General features: G+C 56.1%; 17 protein-coding genes. 11 read left to right on the top strand and 6 right to left on the bottom strand.

Annotated features, from left to right (window positions below; genetic code table 11):
• Positions 1-18: 18 nt before the first annotated feature.
• A complete protein-coding gene (locus P6M73_RS16615; RefSeq protein WP_277854122.1) occupies positions 19-1,275 on the bottom strand; it encodes a serpin family protein in 1,257 nt (418 codons plus the stop codon).
• A 34-nt stretch (positions 1,276-1,309) separates the two neighbouring features.
• Positions 1,310-2,569 (bottom strand): serpin family protein, encoded by a 1,260-nt coding sequence (locus P6M73_RS16610; RefSeq protein WP_277854121.1) that lies wholly within the window; start codon positions 2,567-2,569, stop codon positions 1,310-1,312.
• A gap of 126 nt (positions 2,570-2,695) precedes the next feature.
• Between P6M73_RS16610 and P6M73_RS16605 the strand changes: the two genes are divergently transcribed.
• From P6M73_RS16605 to P6M73_RS16595, 3 genes are all read left to right on the top strand, one after another.
• Positions 2,696-3,145 carry a DUF488 domain-containing protein gene (locus P6M73_RS16605; RefSeq protein WP_277854120.1) on the top strand — a complete coding sequence of 150 codons (450 nt, stop codon included), beginning with the start codon at positions 2,696-2,698 and terminating at the stop codon, positions 3,143-3,145.
• A 208-nt stretch (positions 3,146-3,353) separates the two neighbouring features.
• Complete coding sequence (gene glsA, locus P6M73_RS16600) at positions 3,354-4,271, top strand: glutaminase A (protein WP_277855809.1); 918 nt, start codon at positions 3,354-3,356, stop codon at positions 4,269-4,271.
• A 243-nt stretch (positions 4,272-4,514) separates the two neighbouring features.
• Positions 4,515-6,539 carry a thioredoxin domain-containing protein gene (locus P6M73_RS16595; RefSeq protein ID WP_277854119.1) on the top strand — a complete coding sequence of 675 codons (2,025 nt, stop codon included), beginning with the start codon at positions 4,515-4,517 and terminating at the stop codon, positions 6,537-6,539.
• A 270-nt stretch (positions 6,540-6,809) separates the two neighbouring features.
• On the opposite strand, the gene P6M73_RS16590 is transcribed toward P6M73_RS16595, so the two are convergent.
• Both P6M73_RS16590 and P6M73_RS16585 read right to left on the bottom strand, forming a co-directional pair.
• Positions 6,810-7,487: a hypothetical protein gene (locus tag P6M73_RS16590; RefSeq protein ID WP_277854118.1), complete on the bottom strand. Its 678-nt coding sequence runs from the start codon at positions 7,485-7,487 to the stop codon at positions 6,810-6,812.
• Positions 7,484-7,936, bottom strand: a complete 453-nt coding sequence (locus tag P6M73_RS16585; RefSeq protein WP_277854117.1) for a hypothetical protein — start codon at positions 7,934-7,936, stop codon at positions 7,484-7,486. Before P6M73_RS16585 ends, P6M73_RS16590 begins: the two co-directional genes overlap by 4 nt.
• 539 nt (positions 7,937-8,475) lie before the next feature.
• On the opposite strand from P6M73_RS16585, the gene prdC reads away from it, so the two are divergent.
• The 5 genes from prdC to P6M73_RS16560 all read left to right on the top strand — a co-directional run bounded on the left by prdC (position 8,476) and on the right by P6M73_RS16560 (position 13,833).
• Complete coding sequence (gene prdC, locus P6M73_RS16580) at positions 8,476-9,801, top strand: proline reductase-associated electron transfer protein PrdC (RefSeq protein ID WP_277854116.1); 1,326 nt, start codon at positions 8,476-8,478, stop codon at positions 9,799-9,801.
• Positions 9,802-9,924: 123 nt separating this feature from the next.
• Positions 9,925-11,748 (top strand): D-proline reductase (dithiol) proprotein PrdA, encoded by a 1,824-nt coding sequence (gene prdA / locus P6M73_RS16575; protein WP_277854115.1) that lies wholly within the window; start codon positions 9,925-9,927, stop codon positions 11,746-11,748.
• Positions 11,748-12,038, top strand: coding sequence for a CBO2463/CBO2479 domain-containing protein (locus P6M73_RS16570; protein WP_277854114.1), 291 nt, complete (start codon positions 11,748-11,750; stop codon positions 12,036-12,038). The genes prdA and P6M73_RS16570 overlap by 1 nt, the downstream gene beginning before the upstream one ends.
• Entirely contained in the window at positions 12,004-12,729 is a 726-nt protein-coding gene (gene prdB, locus P6M73_RS16565; RefSeq protein ID WP_277854113.1) for a D-proline reductase (dithiol) protein PrdB, read from the top strand. The genes P6M73_RS16570 and prdB overlap by 35 nt, the downstream gene beginning before the upstream one ends.
• Positions 12,730-12,840: 111 nt before the next feature.
• A complete protein-coding gene (locus P6M73_RS16560; protein WP_489666510.1) occupies positions 12,841-13,833 on the top strand; it encodes a proline racemase family protein in 993 nt (330 codons plus the stop codon).
• 125 nt (positions 13,834-13,958) lie between these two features.
• Here P6M73_RS16560 and P6M73_RS16555 read toward each other — a convergent pair whose 3' ends face one another.
• Positions 13,959-15,320, bottom strand: coding sequence for a DUF3100 domain-containing protein (locus P6M73_RS16555; RefSeq protein WP_277854111.1), 1,362 nt, complete (start codon positions 15,318-15,320; stop codon positions 13,959-13,961).
• Between the two features lie 257 nt (positions 15,321-15,577).
• On the bottom strand, positions 15,578-15,874 hold the full coding sequence (locus P6M73_RS16550; protein ID WP_277854110.1) for a hypothetical protein: 297 nt from the start codon (positions 15,872-15,874) through the stop codon (positions 15,578-15,580).
• 47 nt (positions 15,875-15,921) lie between these two features.
• Here P6M73_RS16550 and P6M73_RS16545 point away from each other — a divergent pair, with 47 nt between their 5' ends.
• From P6M73_RS16545 to nudC, 3 genes are all read left to right on the top strand, one after another.
• Entirely contained in the window at positions 15,922-17,112 is a 1,191-nt protein-coding gene (locus P6M73_RS16545; RefSeq protein WP_277854109.1) for a M20 metallopeptidase family protein, read from the top strand.
• Entirely contained in the window at positions 17,112-17,651 is a 540-nt protein-coding gene (locus P6M73_RS16540) for an OsmC family protein (protein ID WP_277854108.1), read from the top strand. The genes P6M73_RS16545 and P6M73_RS16540 overlap by 1 nt, the downstream gene beginning before the upstream one ends.
• Positions 17,652-17,864: 213 nt before the next feature.
• On the top strand, positions 17,865-18,707 hold the full coding sequence (nudC, locus tag P6M73_RS16535; RefSeq protein ID WP_277854107.1) for an NAD(+) diphosphatase: 843 nt from the start codon (positions 17,865-17,867) through the stop codon (positions 18,705-18,707).
• Positions 18,708-18,875 lie beyond the last annotated feature (168 nt).

Here is an 18,875-nt window from a genome sequence, read left to right as displayed (position 1 = left end):
CAAACGTGGTGAGTGAGGCTATGGTTCTGACGGCTGTTTGATCTGAGCGACAAACAGAGGCAGGCCCTGGTATTCAATGACGATGAGATAGGGCCGGTCGACGGTGATTTCCAGGGGCGGATCCGGCGGTGCCGAGGTATCAATGCTGATCTGGGTGACCGCAGCGGCCTTGAAGCCTTTTTCATCCATCTGCAGCCGGGTCTTCTGCTTGATATCCGATACTTCGCCATAGATACCGTCCAGCATGCGGGACAGATCCGCTTCCTGGAACATTTTGGTATAGCCTTTGGCCTGGAGCAGGTCTTTCAGGGACAGGTTCTCCCCGTCCAGATCCAGGAGCGGAGCCTTGAAGTGGAGGTAAGTCTGCTCTCCGCCCGCCAGAATTTCTTCCAGGTCGGCCACCAGATCCACCGGTGGCAGCCCGTTCTTCGGCAGCAGGAACCAGACCCGGATGCCCTGCTCGCCGCGGAAGGCGACAGCCTGAGCTCTGGCGTGATCGACGTAGTGGGCATCCTCGGCCAGGCGTCCCATGAACGGCACCGACACATCGCCGGCAGGCGCATGGAAGGTCTGATTCTGGAGCTTCTGGAAGGGCATCAGCCATAAGTCCTTCAGGAACAGCACATTGTAGATATTGAGGATGGCGGATCCGTCGGTGGCAAAGCTCGCTTCATAATTTGGGATGAACTCCTGGGTCTTGTCACTGACCCACTGCCGGATGATTTCCTTGGTTTCGGCCGCTTTGGTAAAGTCCACCCTGGCCGTTTCCGTGCCCCAGACCGAGGCAGCCGTTTCCAGGTAGGCGGAGCGGATCTTGGCGGCATAGCGCTGGTCGAAGAAAATGCCGTTGGTCAGAAGGATGCCGTACCGGGAATCATCCGGCTTGTCTTTGGGCAATTTCGAAGCTGTCATGAAATTTAAGCTTTTGGACAAATCCGGGATCACTTTCGAGGAGTCAAAGGCCGCCGACAGCTTCATCAGACGGTCGAGCTCCGCCAGGGTTTCTCCGGCTGCGCCTTCCCGCAGAACCCCCAGGGCGGTCCACAGGGACAACGGGGAAAAGATCTGATTCTGCTTCGCGGATTCCCTGAAATAGGCTGGGGTAATTTCCCTGGTCAGGGCAAAGATGCTGGCGTGAATCTCCGCTGGGACCTGAATGGTCGGGGCGGAATCATTGACCGGGACTTTTTTCAAAAAGGCCGAAGCCGGGCTCTGCGGCGCGCAGCCCGCCAGCAGCGACAGTCCGAGAATCAGTGGGATGATCGGTCGCTTCATAAGAATTCCTCCGTTTCAGGCGAGGCGGTTGCCGTTATTTTTCTGACGGCTGTTTGATCTGAGCAATGAACAGAGGCAGGCCCTGGTACTCAATGACGATAAGATAGGGCCGGTCAGCGATGAATTCAACCGGGGGATCGGCCGGTCCGGAGGTCTCCAGAATGCCAATTTCGGTGACGGCCGCAGCCTTGAAGCCCTTTTCGTCCATCTGCAGTTTCGTCTTCTGCTTGATCTCGGAGACCTCCGCGTTGACTCCGTCCAGCATGCGGGACAGATCCGCCGAATGGAACATTTTGGTATAGCCCTTGGCTTCCAGCAGGTCCTTCAGCGACAGATTCTCTCCGTCCAGATCCAGGACCGGTGCCTTGAAGTTGACATAGGTCGGCGCTCCGCCGGCCAGAATGCCATCCAGGTCAGCCACCAGGTCCACCGGCTGCAATTCGTTCTTCGGCAGCATGAACCAGACGCGAATGCCCTGTTCTCCGGGGAAAGCGACAGCCTGGGCTTTGGAATGATCGACATAGTGAGCGCCTTCGGCAAGACGGCCCATGAACGGCACCGAAACATCGCCGGTCGGAGCGTGGAAGGTCTGATTCTCCAGTTTCTGGAAAGGCTCCAGCCACAGGTCCTTCAGGAACAGGACATTGTAGATATTGAGGATGGCGGAACCATCCGTGGCGAAGGTGGCGTCATAATCCGCGATGAACTGCTCGGTCTTGTCACTGACCCACTGGCGGATAAGCGATTTGGTTTCGGTTTCTTTAGTAAAGTCAACCTGGGCCGTTTCCGTACCCCAGACCGAGGCTGCCGTCTCAAAAAAACTGGAGCGGATGTTTTTGGCAAAGCGTTGGTCAAAGAAAATCCCATTCGTTAAAAGGACGCCGTACTTGGAATCATCCGGTTTGGCCTTGGGCAGTTTCGAAGCCGTCATGAAATTGAGGCTTTTGGACAAGTCCGGGATCACCTTGGAAGAGTCAAAGTCCGCGGACAGCTTCATCAGTTGGTCCAGCTCCGTCCGCGTTTCACCGGCTGCGCCTTCCCGCAGAACACCCAGCGCCGTCCACAGGGACAGTGGGGAAAAGATCTGGTTCTGCTTCTTGGATTCGCTGAAGTACGCCGGGGTAATCTCCTTGGCCAGCGCAAAGATGCTGGCGTGGATGTCCGACGGGACCTGGACAGTGGTGGCCGTTGGACTGACCGCAACTTTCTTCAAAAAGGCCGAAGCCGGGGCAGCCGGAGCACAGCCGGTCAGAATTGACAGACTCAGGACGAAAGGGGCGGCTTTTTTTATCATGTCAGGTTCCTCCCTGTACGGTTTTTCTATTGGATCCCTTGGGATCCCGTACTTTATTCTTACGCTTTTTCCGGGAGAAAAGGGTTACAATGTAGTTAATCAAAGGGAACAGGGAGGAGACCAGGCATGGCAGTCATTGAGGTAAGCCGGGTGTATGAGGAGATTGCAGCGGGCAGGCGGATTCTGGTAGACCGGCTCTGGCCCAGAGGGAAACGCAAGGAGGATCTTGAGCTGACCGACTGGGCCAAAGCAGTGGCGCCATCCACGGAACTGCGCCGGACCTTTGCCCATGATCCCGAGACCTTTCCCCGGTTCCGGGAAGCCTACCTGGAGGAGTTGAACGCAAACCCTGCGGCGGCGGACTTTCTGGAGCAGATGGCAATTTATCTGGCGGATGGGCCCGTGGTGTTTCTCTATGCCGCCAAGTCCCGGGAATATAACCATGCCCTGGTGCTGCGGGACTGGGTGCTCTCCCGCCAGGAGGAAGCAGCCGGAGCGGAACCCGCCGGGACGAAACCAGCCGGACCGAAACCAGCCGGACCGAAACCACCGGCCAGTCAAAAAAATAACAGGTAATTTCAAAAAAACAAAACGAAGGCGGACCCAAACCAAAAATGTATTAAAGCCCGCCGGTTTTTGTTGTAAATATGATGTTTCACGAACCGCGGGGGTGAGCTCGCGGTTTGTCTTTTTGAATGCCACTCGGTAAGATAGAAGGGATTGTATTCATGACGGAGGAAATGCTATGGAAGAACTCAAAAAAACATTCGATCTGACCCAAGCGATGGATCAGGGACTGACCGACGCGCTTGCCTATGGATCCGGTTATCTGGGACAGGGCAAAGTGGCTGATTATATCCCGGCCCTGGCTGGAGCCCCCGCTGACCATTTGGGCATCTGCGTTCTCACCCGGGATGGGGAGTTCCACTGCCGCGGCCACTGGGATCAGATGTTCACCATGCAGAGCATTTCCAAGGCCCTGCTCCTGATCTACGCCCTGCTTGAATTGGGTCATGAGAAAGTCTTCTCCCGGGTTGGCGTGGAACCGACCGGCGATTCCTTCAACTCCATCGTCAAGCTGGAAACCAAGGGGCACCATCCTCTGAATCCCTTCATCAATGCCGGCGCCATCGCGACGATGGGGCTGATCCTGGAGGAGGGCAGAACCTTCGTCCAGTTCATGGAATTCCTCGAAGGCCTGGCCCGCCGCCCCCTGACCATTGATGAGACGGTGTACCGGTCGGAAAAGGAAACCGGTGACCTGAACCGGTCTCTGGCCTATTTCATGAAATCTGACCAGGTCATACAGGGGGATGTGGAAGCGACCCTGGATGCCTACTTCCGGATGTGCTCCATCCTGGTCAATACCAGGGATCTGGCCCGGTTTGGCATGATCCTGGCCAATGACGGGCAGGATCCGCTCACCGGAGAGCCGATTCTCAGCGCTTATTATGCCACTCTGGTCAAAACACTCATGGTCACCTGCGGCATGTATGACAGTTCCGGGGAATTTGCCATTAAAGTCGGCATGCCGGCCAAAAGCGGCGTGGGCGGAGGCATTCTCGCCCTGGTCCAGGGCAAGGCCGGCCTGGGGGTCTACAGTCCCGCCCTGGATGAGAAGGGCAACAGTCTGTGCGGCATCAAGACCCTGGAATACCTGTCCCAGGCCCTGGATCTGCATTATTTCAAAGGAAATCAGTAGTTACCCCACCGAGCGACACGCCAGGAGACCCTGCAGGGCAGAGTCTCCTGGCTTTTTTAAGTTCCGCTGTCAGTACGGACTGCCGCCAATTCGGTCCGATTCCTGCACGGCAAGGCCGGGCGGTACAGGATTGAAGGGGTGGTGCTGGCGAAGGGGAGCCAGGGGACCTGGGATTCAGTTCATTCGGCGGTAACATCTGCTCCTTACAATGGTACTATCATTTCGACTGATAAGGAGGAAGCCATGACTCAACAGCATACCAACCGACTGATCGGCGAAGCCTCGCCGCATCTATTGCAGCATGCCCACAATCCCGTGGACTGGTACCCCTGGGGCGAGGAAGCGCTCGGGCGGGCCCGGCGGGAGAATAAGCCGATTTTTCTGTCGGTAGGTTATTCCACCTGCCACTGGTGTCACGTCATGGAGCGGGAATCCTTTGAAAACGAGGAAATTGCCCGACTGTTGAACGAGCACTTCATTGCCGTCAAAGTGGACCGGGAGGAGCGCCCGGATCTGGATCACCTGTACATGAGCTTTACCCAGGCCTTGACCGGGCAGGGCGGCTGGCCGATGAACGTCTTTCTGACGCCCGGGCTGGCGCCGTTTTATGCCGCTACCTACATCCCGCCGCAGGCCACGGTCTGGTCCCCCGGATTCCCTCAGATACTGACCGGGATTCAGGAGGTCTATCACGGGAATCCTGCCGCTGTGGAACAGATTACGGAGCAGGTGCTCACCCAGGTTCAAACCATCCGGAGCCGGCAGCGGGAGGACCGCCGCAGCCTGGACCCCGACCTGGCCGAACAGCTGGTGGAGACCCTGCGCCGGCGCTATGATCCGGTTCATCCTGGCTTTGGCACCAAACCCAAGTTTCCTGCCCCACACAACCTGCTGTTCCTTTTGAATCAGCCGGATGTCCAGACCGGGGCAGATCAGGCGGATCCCCCTGACGAACCAGGACCCCTGGAAATGGCGTTTGCCACCCTGGAAAGCATGTACCGCGGCGGAATCTATGACCATGTCGGAGGCGGCATCAGCCGCTACAGTGTGGATGAGGCCTGGCTGGTGCCACATTTTGAGAAGATGCTCTATGACAATGCCTTTCTGATGGAAGTGGCGGCCAGAGCCTGGCAGAGGCAGCCGTTGCCCCTGTTTCGAACGATCTATGACCGGACCCTGGAGTATATAATGAATGATCTCCAGTCGGAAGACGGACTCTTTTGCGCCGCCGAGGATGCCGATTCAGAAGGGGTGGAAGGCAAATTCTATGTCTTTTGCGAAGCTGAGATCGATCAGATCGCGGGCGATGCGGCAGAGCCTTTCAAAGCTGTCTTCGGGGTGACGGCAAAGGGAAACTTTGAAGGCGGGAACATCCTGAATCTGATTGCTGCCGAGTTGTCGGTGCGGGATTCCGAAGAACAGGTCTGGCGGCCGCTGCTCAATCAGCTGAAAGCCTGGCGGGATCAGCGGATCCGGCCCCTGCGGGATGATAAAATCCTGTTTTCCTGGAACGCCATGGTCGTCCGGGCCCTGGCCGTCGGCTCCCAGGCTTTTGCCGATCCGTCCCTGCTGACCCTGGCCGAAGCGACGATGGACCGGCTGCTGGGATCAATGACCGTGGACGGCAGGCTTCATACCTCCCGCCGGGGCAGCCGGATGGGACCCGAAGGCATCCTGGACGATTATGCCTTTGGGATTCACGCGCTGCTGGCACTGGCTCAGGCCAGTCAGCGGCCAAAGTGGCTTCTTCAGGCCATCCGACTCACGGAGCAGACCCTGCAGGAATTTTACTCCGAGGCGGAACAAGCCTTTCAGCTGGCGGGAGTCGGTCGGTCCGACCTGATTCTGAACCCGGTGGATGCCTACGATTCCGCGATTCCATCGGGAAACGGAATCATGGCGCTGGTCCTGGCCGAGCTTAGCCTGATCGCCCACGAGCCCAGGTACCGGCGGATTCTGGATCAGATGTTTCAGCGCTTTTCCGGCCAGATGACGGACAACCCGGATGCCGTGGTCACCCTGGTGGATGCCTGGCAGCGAATATCCGGAGATCAGGAACTGCATATCCTGACCGGACCGGATTTCGAGGCCCTGACCCGACTGGCTCGTTCGTTGAATCTGCCTGGACGGATCCAGCTGGTCACACCGGACAGTCCGCTCCGCGCCGCGGTTGACTTTTTGGGCAGCCTGGACAGTTCGGACCGAGTCTTCCTGTATCATTGCACTGCTGGAGTCTGCGATCTGCCCCGGGAAATCGAGCAATCCTGACTGTTGCCGGAAACTGGGCCAGTTGATGGGTTCCGAACCAGTTGATGGGTTTCGAACCAGTTCAAAGTTACCAGATCAGGTGATGGGTGCAAAAGAATTCGACTTCAGCCAAAGAAGACAGACCATCGCGGTCTGTCTTCTTTGGGGGGATTTCCTGCTGAGAGATACATCAGTCGGTTTTCAGTCAGTCGGTTTTCAGTCAGTCGGTTTGATCAGATGGATAAATTAGTGATTTGCATTTTTCGTCAGTCGTTCCATTCACGGACCCTTCTAGCTGTCTGGCAACAACCAAATGAGGAGAGCAATCAGCAGGAACAGGCTGAGGACAAGGAACAGCGGCATCATCCGGCGTATCGGTGACGGGATGGGTCTTGCGTCAATTGGCGGTGGAATATCCAGTGGATTTTTCAGGTTGATGGAATCATCTCCTGAGTCCAGGATCAGCTCCACCTGTTTTCCGCCGCTTAGAAACAAAGTGCCCCGGATGGTCAGGAACTCGTTCTGCCAGGCGCCAAATTCAATGCCTTCCAGGGATACCGGCAGGGGGAGATCGGTCAGATCGCTTAAGCCGGATTCAATCCGGCAGATGGAATAATCGTCAGCGATCAGAAAATCCCCGGCCGGAGTAGCGGTGACCTGAGACCAGTTGATTCCTTCCATCCATTCGAGCAGTTGTCCGGTTTTCCCGTCCAGCCGGTAGAGAAACAGGTCCGTCAGGATCAGGGCTTCGCTCCGTACCGGTGAGAGCGCGGCTCCCAGGAATTTTCCCTGAAACTGACCGCACCACAGCTCCCTGTCGCTGGCGGTAAAGCGTACCCAGCTCCACTGGGCAGCACCGCAGCCACCGACCGTTTGATAGATCACTTCCGGATAGTCACCTGAGATGGGAGGGGCGATGGATTCCAGCTGACAGATCCGACAGCCGGCTGATTCAGACCGGTCCATCATAAGTCACTCAGCTGACTGAGGAAATAAGCGCGGTCCCCCTCCTCCGCGATGTCCTGGGCCGCCTTGCGGGCGGACTGCAGGTACTCCTCGGATTCTTCGGTCCGTCCTCCCAGTTTCAGGGCCCGGGCTACTGCCTCATAGCCAAACGCCAGATCAAAATCGTCGATGTTGTTATTGAGACAGATTTCAAGGGACCGCTTTCCGTGGTACAGGGCGCTTTCCGGCATGCCGGCCAGGGTGTAGACCCGGGACACCTGCCACTCACCCCGGGCCATGTGGATGGCTTCCCCGACATAGCTCCAATGGACCACCGAGGCATGCGCCGTATGGATCATGCGCAGCGTTTCATAATCGCTCCGGTCCGGTTTTTCCATGAGATCCCAGACGCTGTTGAAGGTCTCAGCCGCCAGTCTCTTATGCCAGTTCAGTTCGTTCGGATCCAGTTCCATGCTGCTGCCTCACTTCTTTTTTTTATTCCCGGGTTTGCAACCGGGTGTGTTCTTTAAGTATAGCAAATTCCAAAACGGGCTGAGCGGGCGGCTGCGGATTGGATCCGATTCTGGATCAGGCCTTTGCCTGCAAAAATCAGATGCTGGTCTGGAAGCCGATCGGTAATGAGAAGAAAAATAGATACAGTTTCTGCGGGAAGGAAAACAGGAACACAAAATTAGAACAGGGAAGGGCAAAAGTTATGCTAAAATGAAAGCGTTGATCTGACAGGCAGAATTTTTTGTTCGCCTGCGGGCGACAGAATATTTAGTTTTTTCTTTAACAAATCGTTCGAATGAGATAGAATGTATGTAGCAAAATAAACCACAGGCAGCGAATTTTCGGCGTCAACGAAACTTCGTTTTTTATTGTGTCTCAAGATATCGTTTTCATTTTTGAAAAACTCGCAACAATAATTGGTAGAGCGTTGCGAATTGACAGGGATCACCCGGATTATTTTATTATTTTAACAGCGGTCCCGTTTAACAAAGGAGCCAACATGACACACCAACTGAAGATTGCTCTGAAGCAGGGTATTGGGGTGCCGCCCCAGGCTGTGGTCAGAGCCGGAGAACACGTACGGCGCGGCCAGGTCATTGCCCGCTGCGATGAAACCACCCTGGGAGTGGATTTGCACAGTCCCGCCAATGGAATCGTGACATCAGCCGCCGACGGCTATATCGTGATTGAGGCAGCGCCGGATCAGACCGAATTTGATTATGTCCGCCTGGAGCCGGGCTTGTCAGTCGCCGACACGGTTCGGCGGGCAGGCATCATCGGCCTGGGCGGTGCCGGTTTCCCCAGCTACGTCAAACTGGGCACCCGCCTGGATCCGTCCGGCTATGTCCTGTGCAACGCGGCCGAATGCGAACCGGTGCTGGAGCACAACATGCATCAGATCCGGCAGGATCCCGAGGGACTGCTGCGCGCTGTTGCCATTGCCATGGAAGCCACCGGCGCCGGCAAGGGCATCATCGGCATGAAACTGAAGCACCGCACGGAAATCAAGCTGCTGACTTCGGCCATCAAAGCCCAGGGGATTCAGAACATCCGCGTGCTCCCACTGCGCAATGTCTATCCGGTGGGCGAGGAGCGGGCGCTGATCCGCGATACTCTGAACCAGCTCCTGGAAACGACTCAGCTGCCGTCAGCGGCCAATGCGGTGGTTTTCAACGTCGAGACCCTTTACGCCATCCGCGATGCGGTGGATGAGGGCAAGCCCCTCATGGATAAATACCTGACAGTGGCCGGCCGGCTGAAGGATCTGGATCCGGGCGAGACCATAGTGCTGCGGGTTCCCCTGGGGCAATCCGTTGCCGAACTGCTGGAAGCCTTCGGCGGATTCGTCGGCGAGACCGGCGAAATCCTGCTGGGCGGTCCCTACACCGGACGGCGAGGCAGCAGCGAAGATACTGTTGGAAAAACCCTGGGCGGCATCCTCGTGACCCAGCCCTTTGAACAGCTGGAAGCCTCCCGCGTCGGCATTATCCAGTGCGCCTGCGGTCCGCTTTATCCGAGGCTGGAACAGGTTGCCCGCTCCATGGGCGGCGAGATTGTCGGCCACGAGGTCTGCAAGAACGCCGTCGAAAGCCGCGGCACTTACAAGTGCATGAACCCGGGAAACTGCCCTGGACAGGCTGAGAAAGTTCTGGCTCTGAAAAAACTGGGAGCACAGACGATCCTCATCGGACACTGTTCCGACTGCACCAACACCGTCATGGGGTCGGCCCCCAAACTGGGCCTGGAAGTGCGACATATCACCGACCATGTGCTGCTCACCATGGGCCAGCCGGTGCTGCGCACCTTCGACGAAACCCAGCTTTAATCCATTCCGCATGAAACCAGGCACGAAGGGGAAACCCTGGACTGCCGGTTCCCGAACCATACTGCAAAATAGATGATTTCACGAAAGGTCCCCGGCGGACCTTCGATCAGAGGAGGAACATACATGTCGATTACGAAGGAAACAGCCCTGGCCCATGCCGGGGACAAGGCAGTCACCTGCTGCCGGTTTGAAGCCGGCTCGGTCATTGAAGCGTCAATCCTGGAGGATCCGGCCATTTTCCCGGACCTTCTGGAAACCGGACTGCTGGAGTTCCCGACGGATGCCCTGAGCATCGGGGAAGTCCTCGGCGGGAAGCTGAAGGCCACATTGGACGCGCTGACCCCGCTGACCCCGGCGGTGGTGGAGCTGCCTGCGGTCAGCGCCCTGACTTCTCAGGCACCGGTCCCGGTTCAGCCCGCGGCGTCAGTCGCCCCTCAGGTGGAGGGATCCGCCCAGGGAACCCAGTACATTCATATTCATATCGGGGAAGGCCGCGACATCGACCTGAAAATTCCCGTAGGGATGGGACTGTCTCAAGGGATGGCAGCACCGGCAGCTCCCAGTGAGCCGGAATACTCCGAACAGGTGCTGCGCAGCCTGAAGCGCAGCTATATCCGAATTGAGGAGATCCGGCGCGGCCCCGAGACAAAGATTCAGGGGACAACCCTCTTTATTCGGGAAGGAATTGAGCACGATGCCGTGGCTTCCCAGGAACTGGTGACCGACCTGAAACTGGAAATCATCACGCCGGCTGACTACTGCAAGTATTCCGAGACCATCATGGATGTTCAGCCCGTGGCGGTGAAAGTCGAAGGCGAGCTCGGCGTTGGCGTGACCCGGGTCATTGACGGCGCGGTGCTGGTGGTGACCGGAACCGATGAAAACGGCGTTCAGATCGGTGAATTCGGTTCCTCCGAGGGACCGATGGACCGCAACATTATGTGGGGCCGGCCCGGTTCACCGGACCATGGCGATCTCTTCATCAAGACGCAGGTCACGATCAAGGCCGGAACCAACATGGAACGGCCCGGCCCGCTGGCGGCCCACAAGGCCTCCGACTTCATCACCGAAGAAATCAGGAGTGCGCTGAAGGAAGCGCAGGACTGCGTGATGGTGCGGGATGAGGACTTCCGCCAGGTCAGACGGCGGGGCCGCAAAAAGCTCCTCATCGTTAAGGAGATCATGGGACAGGGCGCAATGCATGACAATCTGATCCTGCCGCTGGAACCGGTGGGAACCTTTGGCGCCAAGGCCAATGTCGACCTGGGCAATCTGCCGGTCATGCTCTCGCCGCTGGAGGTTCTGGACGGGGGAATTCACGCCCTGACCTGCATCGGACCCGCTTCCAAGGAAACCTCCCGCCATTATTTCCGGGAGCCTCTGGTGCTGGAAGCCATGGCCGATCCGGAAATTGACCTGTGCGGCGTTCTGTTCGTCGGCTCCCCCCAGATCAACTCAGAAAAATTCTACGTCTCCCGCCGTCTGGGCATGACGGTGGAAGCCATTGATCCCGACGGCGTCATCATTACCACCGAAGGTTTCGGCAACAACCACATTGACTTTGCCGCGCATCACGAAGAAGTAGGCCGCCGGGGCTACCCGGTGGTGGGCATGACCTTCAGCGCCGTTCAGGGCGCTCTGGTCGTGGGCAATGACTACATGAAGCACATGGTGGACAACAACAAGTCGAAACAGGGAATCGAGAACGAAATCCTGGAAAACAACTGTCTGGCCCCGGAAGATGCCGTCCGCGCCATTGCCATGATCAAAGCCGTCATGGCCGGGGAACCGGTGAAGGAAGCGGAGCGCAAATGGACCAGCCAGGTGAAGCTGAACAACATCAAGGTGATCGAGGAAGCCACCGGCCGGACCATCCGGCTCGAGGACAACGAGCAGGTTCTGGAAAAATCCAGAAAGCGGGCCGAGATCTACGAGAAGGAAGAATAATGGAAAAGCTGAAATATCTTTCGACGGAACACTATCAGGAAGGCATCATTGTCGAAGTGACCGACGGCGGCGTTGCCCTGGATCTGAAGGGCCGCCTGGGTCATGTCCGGCTGCCCCGGCGCATGATCATCACGGACTGGCCGCTCCAGGTCGGAATGGAAGTCGGCTTCGTCATGAGCTATCCGGAAGTGCTCTCCGGAGAGATCGATGAAACCTATCAGCAGAACAGCATCAGAAAACATCAGGAGGAAACCAATGGATTTGACGATAATCAAGGGTCTGCAGTCTGAGATCTATGTTCCCGTAACGCCTACGCCGGTCTGGACCGAGGTGACCGGGGAACTCAAGAATATGCGCATCGCCATCGCTTCAGCAGCGGGGGTGCATCTGAAAACTGACGAGCGGTTCAATCTGGCCGGTGACTTTTCATTCCGGGAGATCCCGGGCGATGTCCGGGCCCAGGACCTCATGGTCTCGCACGGCGGCTATGACAACGGCGATGTCAACAAGGACATCAACGCGATGTTTCCCATTATCCGGCTGCAGGAGCTGGCCCGGGAGGGCTTCATCAAGGAAGTTGCCCCGGTGCATTACGGCTTTATGGGCGGCGGCGGCGACCAGGACAAGTTTCAGCATGAAACCGGTCCGGCCATCGCGAAAAAACTGAAGGAAGAAGCGGTGGATGCCGTTGTCCTGACAGCTGGCTGAGGCACCTGTCATCGTTCCGCTGTCATTGTACAGCGGGCGATCGAGGAATCGGGGATTCCTACCATCATCATCGCAGCACTTCCGCCGGTTGTCCGGCAGAGCGGCACGCCCAGAGCGGTTGCCCCCCGGGTACCCATGGGGGCGAATGCCGGTGAACCGAACAACATTGAAATGCAGACTGCCATTTTAAAGGCCACCCTGGAGCAGCTGTTCCAGATTTCTTCGGCCGGCATGATTGTCCCGCTGCCCTTTGAATATATGGCTCGGGTCTAGCCCCAGGCAGCTTCCGGCAGGATCAAACCAAAGACAACCCGCTGAGCGAACGAGAAAAAACATAGACAGGTTTATAAACCATCAGGAGGGGAAATCGTGGTTATCACCAGGATGTTACAAGCAATCGATTCTCATACCGCCGGGGAGCCAACCCGGATTATCACGGGAGGCGTCCCGAATATCCCGGGCCAGACCATGGCCGAAAAACGGGAATATCTGGAACAGAATCTGGACTGGCTGCGCCGGGCCGTCATGCTGGAGCCCAGGGGTCATGCCAACATGTTCGGCTCAGTCCTGACCTCACCCGTCAGTGAGGAAGCGGACTTCGGAATTATATTTATGGATGGCAAGGGCTATCTCAACATGTGCGGACACGGCACCATCGGCGCGGCGACGGCCGCGGTCGAGACCGGCATTGTCCCCATGGTGGAGCCGGTAACCCATGTGACGCTGGACGCGCCGGCCGGTTTGGTCCGGGCTCAGGTCCGGGTCGAGGGCAGCAAGGCCCGATCCGTAACAGTAACCAATGTCCCGTCCTTCCTGTATCGCCGGGATGTCCGTCTGGTCACTCCGCTGCTGGGGGAAGTGACCTTTGACATCGCGTTTGGCGGATCGTTCTTTGCCCTGATCCGCGATGAGTACTTCGGCTGCACCATCGAACCGGAAAACAGCGAACGGCTTCTGAAAATGGCCACGGAGCTGCGCGATGTCATCAACCGCGAAATCCGGGTGCAGCACCCGACGCTGCCGCACATCAATACGGTGGACCTGGTGGAAATCTATGGCGCACCGACTCATCCGGAAGCCAATTACAAAAATGTGGTTATTTTCGGGGAACGCCAGATTGACCGCTCACCCTGCGGCACCGGAACCAGTGCGAAAATGGCCGCCCTGGGCGCCAAGGGCGAACTGAAACTGGGCGAAGAGTTTGTCTATGAGTCCATCACCGGAACCATCTTCCGTGGCAAGCTCGTGGAAACGACAACCGTGGGCGAGTTTGACGCATTCATTCCGCAGATCACCGGTTCGGCCTGGATTACCGGGTTCAATCAGTTCGTCATCGACGAAACCGACCCCGTCAAGTACGGCTTCGTTCTGGATTAGTTCCGAACCATCAACAGGAATAAACCACAGAGAAATGGCAGGTTGAAGCGCATTCAACCTGCCATTTCATTTGCATATTTTTTTCATTTCCTGCTATTCATCTGCTGCCGATGCGGCGAATGCTTCTAGAATGCACCGGAGAGGCGCATGACCACTTCCGCGATCAGCGCGGATCCCACAAAGGTTCCCATGAACGTCAGCAGGGAGACCAGGATGATCTTGAAGCCCTGCTGCTTGAAGGCAGCCATGTCCTTGCCGGTGGCAATACCGGCGTAGGCCAGGATCGGAGTGCACAGCGGCAGCAGACCAACGGTCATGATCTTTGCCACGATGAATTTTGATGTTTCCCCGAAGAGCTGGGGAACACAAAGAACCGAAGTGATGAGGGATACATAGATGATGGCCGGGAGATTGATGCGGGTGTGTTTGGCCAGCACTTCCTGAACCCAGTAGCTGAACAGAATAATGACGGCCATGATGGCCAGTCCGGGGAGTGCCTGGTCGGGTGTGACGGGCTTGCCGGCTTTCGAGGTCATGATGTAGTTTGCCACCGCGGCCATGATGCCTGAAATAATGAGCACCTTGACACGGGTGAACCAGACGTTCTCAACCACTTCCGGTTCTTCCAGCAGGATACCATCCTTTTCTTCTTCGGAGAGTTCCTTGAGGATGACTTTCTTAGTTTTTTCCGCTTCCAGTCCCTGTCTGCCTTTCAGCTTCTTATAAAGCCAGTTGGTGAACGGAATGGCGACGAAAATTCCGATATAGGGTCCGTCAATGGAGGTCAGAAGCTGGCTGGAAGAGGCATAGGCCGAGAGCACCTGCGCTTTGTCCGGGAAGGCTTCAACGATGGGAGCCAGAGCCGCAGTCATCATGGAGGCAGAGCCGGTACCTGCTGCCATGGCCAATGATTCGGGGTGGAAGAATGCAATATTCAGGGCGATTGACGCCAGAATGCTGTTGAACACGGTTCCCAGCAGGGTACCGGTGATATAGGAGCCCATGACGCCCCGGCCTTCCGGGGAATCCAGTCCGTATAAATCGCCGATAATTGCCAGGGAACCTTCCCGGGAAATGGAGAAGGAAGAACCGACGGCGGTCCGGTCCATCTTTAATAAAAGAACGGCGACGGGCAGAGCGAACAAAACCGTGAACAGGTTGCCGATCTCCTGAAGAATCAGAGCCGGGCCGGCTTCAAACAGCTTCTGCAGGTTTGGTCCGACGGAGGCGCCCATCCAGGCGATGAGTGCCATGACGGTGATGCCGATATAAGGGGAAGCCGTCTCCATGTCCTTCTTGGAGATGAGTCCCTTGAACTGAGAGAGAATGACACCCATTACGAGCGCAAAGAGCATTGGCAGAAGTGAGAAGCTGATGATTCCGAATTTGAATTTCTGAATTCCGATCAATTCAGCCACAATGACGAGGGCAGCCATAATGACATGTACTCGCCAGTCCGAGAAGAGTCCCCTTTTTTTTGATTCCATGAATGATTCCTCCTATAAAATACCCCCGGTCCTCCGGGTGAGCGGCGGGACCGGGTGCTTTGCAGCCTTCGCTTTGACCTCCAGGGACTGATCGTCGCTCGGCCCGAGCGAATCAAATCATGGACTGATTCAGCCGGGATTCTGAGGCGAGGCGCACAAATTATCAGGTTCTGGATTGTATTTTTATTCAAAACGTACATTGTTTGTTAACAAATCAAGTATATTGGCTGAGGCGGATTCAAGTCAATAATATATTGCTAAAAGTGTAATAAATTTATTGTTCGATAAATTTTTCCGGTTTCATGATGTAAAATGGTAAATAGACCATCTGAATAATCGATTGCATAAATTAATAATTTTACACTGTTTCCGATAACCCTGATGATTCCTGGCTGCGCACGCTCTACCAAATCTGGAAGAACCGCAGGCTGGAAAGCGGCAAAGAAGGCAAAGCGGAAAAGAAGGCAAAGCGGCAAAGCGGCAAAGAATGCAAAGAAGAGAAAGAAGGCAAAGACAAGCCAGTAAACCAAATAACCAAATAACCAAATAACCAAATAACCAAATAACCAACAAAAATTCTTTTATTAGATGAGGTAACCAGATGACCAGGAAGATTTCCCAGGATGTATTGCAGATCGAGCCGGAGCTGATCGAATGGAGGCGGCATTTTCACCAATACCCGGAGCTGTCCTTTCAGGAAGAGGAAACCAGCGCGTATATTGAGGAAAAGTTAAGGGGGTTTGGCGGCATTGTGGTATCACGGCCTACCCCGACGAGTGTGATGGGCGTGATCACCGGGAAAAAGCCGGGCCGGACCATCGCTCTCCGGGCTGATATTGATGCCCTGCCCATCGAGGAGATCAATGATCTGCCTTACGCCTCAACCAGAAAAGGCGTCATGCATGCCTGCGGCCATGACGGGCACGCGGCAATCCTCCTGGGCACGGCCAAGCTGTTGAGCGGGCTGTCGGACCAGCTTTTCGGGGAGGTCCGGCTATTATTCCAGCATGCCGAGGAAGTGCCGCCCGGCGGAGCCGTCGAAATGGTGAAGGCCGGGGTCATGGATGGCGTGGATGAAGTCTATGGACTGCATTTATCCTCGGCTTATGACACCTGTACCTTCGGCCTCAGGACCGGACCCCTCACTGCGGCGACCGACCGGTTTGACATCACGATCCGGGGCAAAGGGGGACATTCGGCCTTCCCGGAAGGGACCGTCGATCCCGTGGTCATCGGCTCCCATGTCATTGTCGCGCTGCAAAACATCGTATCCCGACAGACGGCCGCCATTGACATGGTGGTGCTGTCAGCCTGCCAGTTATCGGCTGGCCAGGCCTACAATATCATTCCCGAAACTATGGAAATCACTGGTTCCACCAGATCCTTCAGACCGCAGATCCGGCAGGCGCTGCCTGAAAAAATCGAGCAGATCGTCAAAGGCATCACCCAAAGCTTTGGGGCAGGCTATGACTTTACTTATTCCCTGGGCTATGCCCCGGTCATCAACGATGCCGGTCTCATGGGGCAGGTGGAACAGATCATTGCCGACACCTTCGGACCGGAGAGCTTTACCTACATCGATCCGGTCATGCCGGGAGAGGATTTTTCTGAGTTCCAGGCCGAATGTCCCGGCGCGTTCCTGGAATTAGGCACCCGAAATTCGGAACAAGGCGCGGACCGACCGCACCACAACCTGAACTATAAAATGGACGAGGCGGCGTTGGCTTACGGGGTTGAGCTGTTTGTGGCACTGGTTAAAAACCGACTGGCATCCGAACGGCAGGCAGACTGATGAATACAGCAAAGAGCAAGGGATCTGTGATCTCCATTGAGGGCTTCTCCAACGGAACCACGGAAACGATAATTCAGGCCGGGGAGTTCCGGTTTGTCATCGATGAACCGGAAAGCTTCGGCGGCTGCAACAAAGCCCCCAGCCCGGTGGCCTATCTATTGGGAGCCGTCTCCGGATGTATTGTGGCGATCGGAATGCAGGTGGCCAAAGAGCTGGGAATGACCATCACGAAACTGAATACCAAAGTGGACGGATCCATTAATTCGGAGGCTTTTTCGGGATCTCCCAGGATGAACGGGCGGGATTCTCGGAAATTCGGATCGTCGTCGATGTGGAGAGTGACGCGGCTCCGGAACAGCTCAGCCGCTGGACCTCGGAAGTTGAGAAACGCTGTCCCGTCATTGACAATCTGGTATATACAACCAGGGTCACAATCCACCAGCACCTGCGGTAGAATCGACCCGGTTATCCGGAGCCTGATGTGCGGGACATCGGAAGCAGTTGCGAAGGAAATTAACTGGTGTGGGGGACTCCATTGAGCTGATCGAAGTGGAAATAACCGTTTGATAATGCTAGAATTCATCCAGATACCTGCTTAATAAAATACAGCGCCGATCGCAGTCAGCGCACCAACAAATGCTTTCAAAGGCTTAGTTGCCTCAAAAGCTTAGTCGCCTCGAAGGCCTCCGCTGAGCTGGTCAGAGCTTTCGGAGAAAACAGCAGGACGAAATGATTTTTCCAGGAGGAATGTTATGATCCAGGATATAGAGCCCCGCGTGTTTCAAAATCAGTTTCACAATGTCAGACCCAACCCGGACGACCGGTTTCTTTCCTTTTCCGGGGACCAGGTGCTGGTCCGGGAAGAAAAGGATAAGCTATGGTACCCGTCGTTTGCGGATTTTTCCGAATCCTGCCCCCATCTGATGGACGAGGCCCAGTTTCTCTTTGTGATTGATGAGATCAGATTCTTCCTGGTGAAGGAACAGGAACTTGATGTCGTTCCGGGATGGATCTATGCCTCCACCAGCCGGTTTCGGACGGAAACCAAATACTGGCGCTCCTTTGCCGGCGCTATCGGCTGGCAGCTGAACCGGTGGTATCAGGACCATGCGTTCTGCAGCCGATGCGGCAAGCCGACGGTTCATTCGGAAACCGAGCGGATGCTGTATTGCCCGGCCTGCGGGTTTCAGGCTTATCCCAAGATTTCGCCCTGCGTCATCGTTGCGGTGCACCAGGACAGCCGCCTGCTTCTGACCAAATACAGGGGGCGGCCCTACGCCAATTTTGCTCTCATCGCCGGCTTTGTCGAAGTGGGGGAAACCCTGGAGGAGGCAGTCCACCGGGAAGTCCTGGAAGAAGTGGGACTCCGGGTGAAAAACCTGTCCTTTCACAAAAGCCAGCCCTGGCCGTTTTCTGATTCGATTCTGGCGGGATTTTTCGCCGAACTCGACGGTGATGACACGATCACCCTGCAGGAAGAGGAGCTGGCGCTGGGGGTCTGGCTGGATCGAAGCGAGATTCCGGTGCCGGAACTAAAGATCAGCCTGACCGGCGAAATGATTGAGCGGTTTCGCAGCGGTCCATTAAATTTATAACAGTTCTGCGATATAAATGGAACAGATGGAACCTTATCGTTAGATCTTTGTACATATCACTTGAAAAGGTCGCTTTTTTATTGAAAATAATCAATTTATCAGCCAGGCAAAGCCAGCTGCGCTTCGATCAAATGGGATCGGATGCGTGAGCTGGCTTTATTGGCTGTT

This window comes from Anaerococcoides asporogena (assembly GCF_029590275.1).
Classification (GTDB): Bacteria; Bacillota; Clostridia; order Clostridiales; family Clostridiaceae; genus JG1575.
The sequence above is the reverse complement of the archived record's forward strand: the minus strand, read 5'-3'. Positions and strand labels throughout refer to the sequence as shown.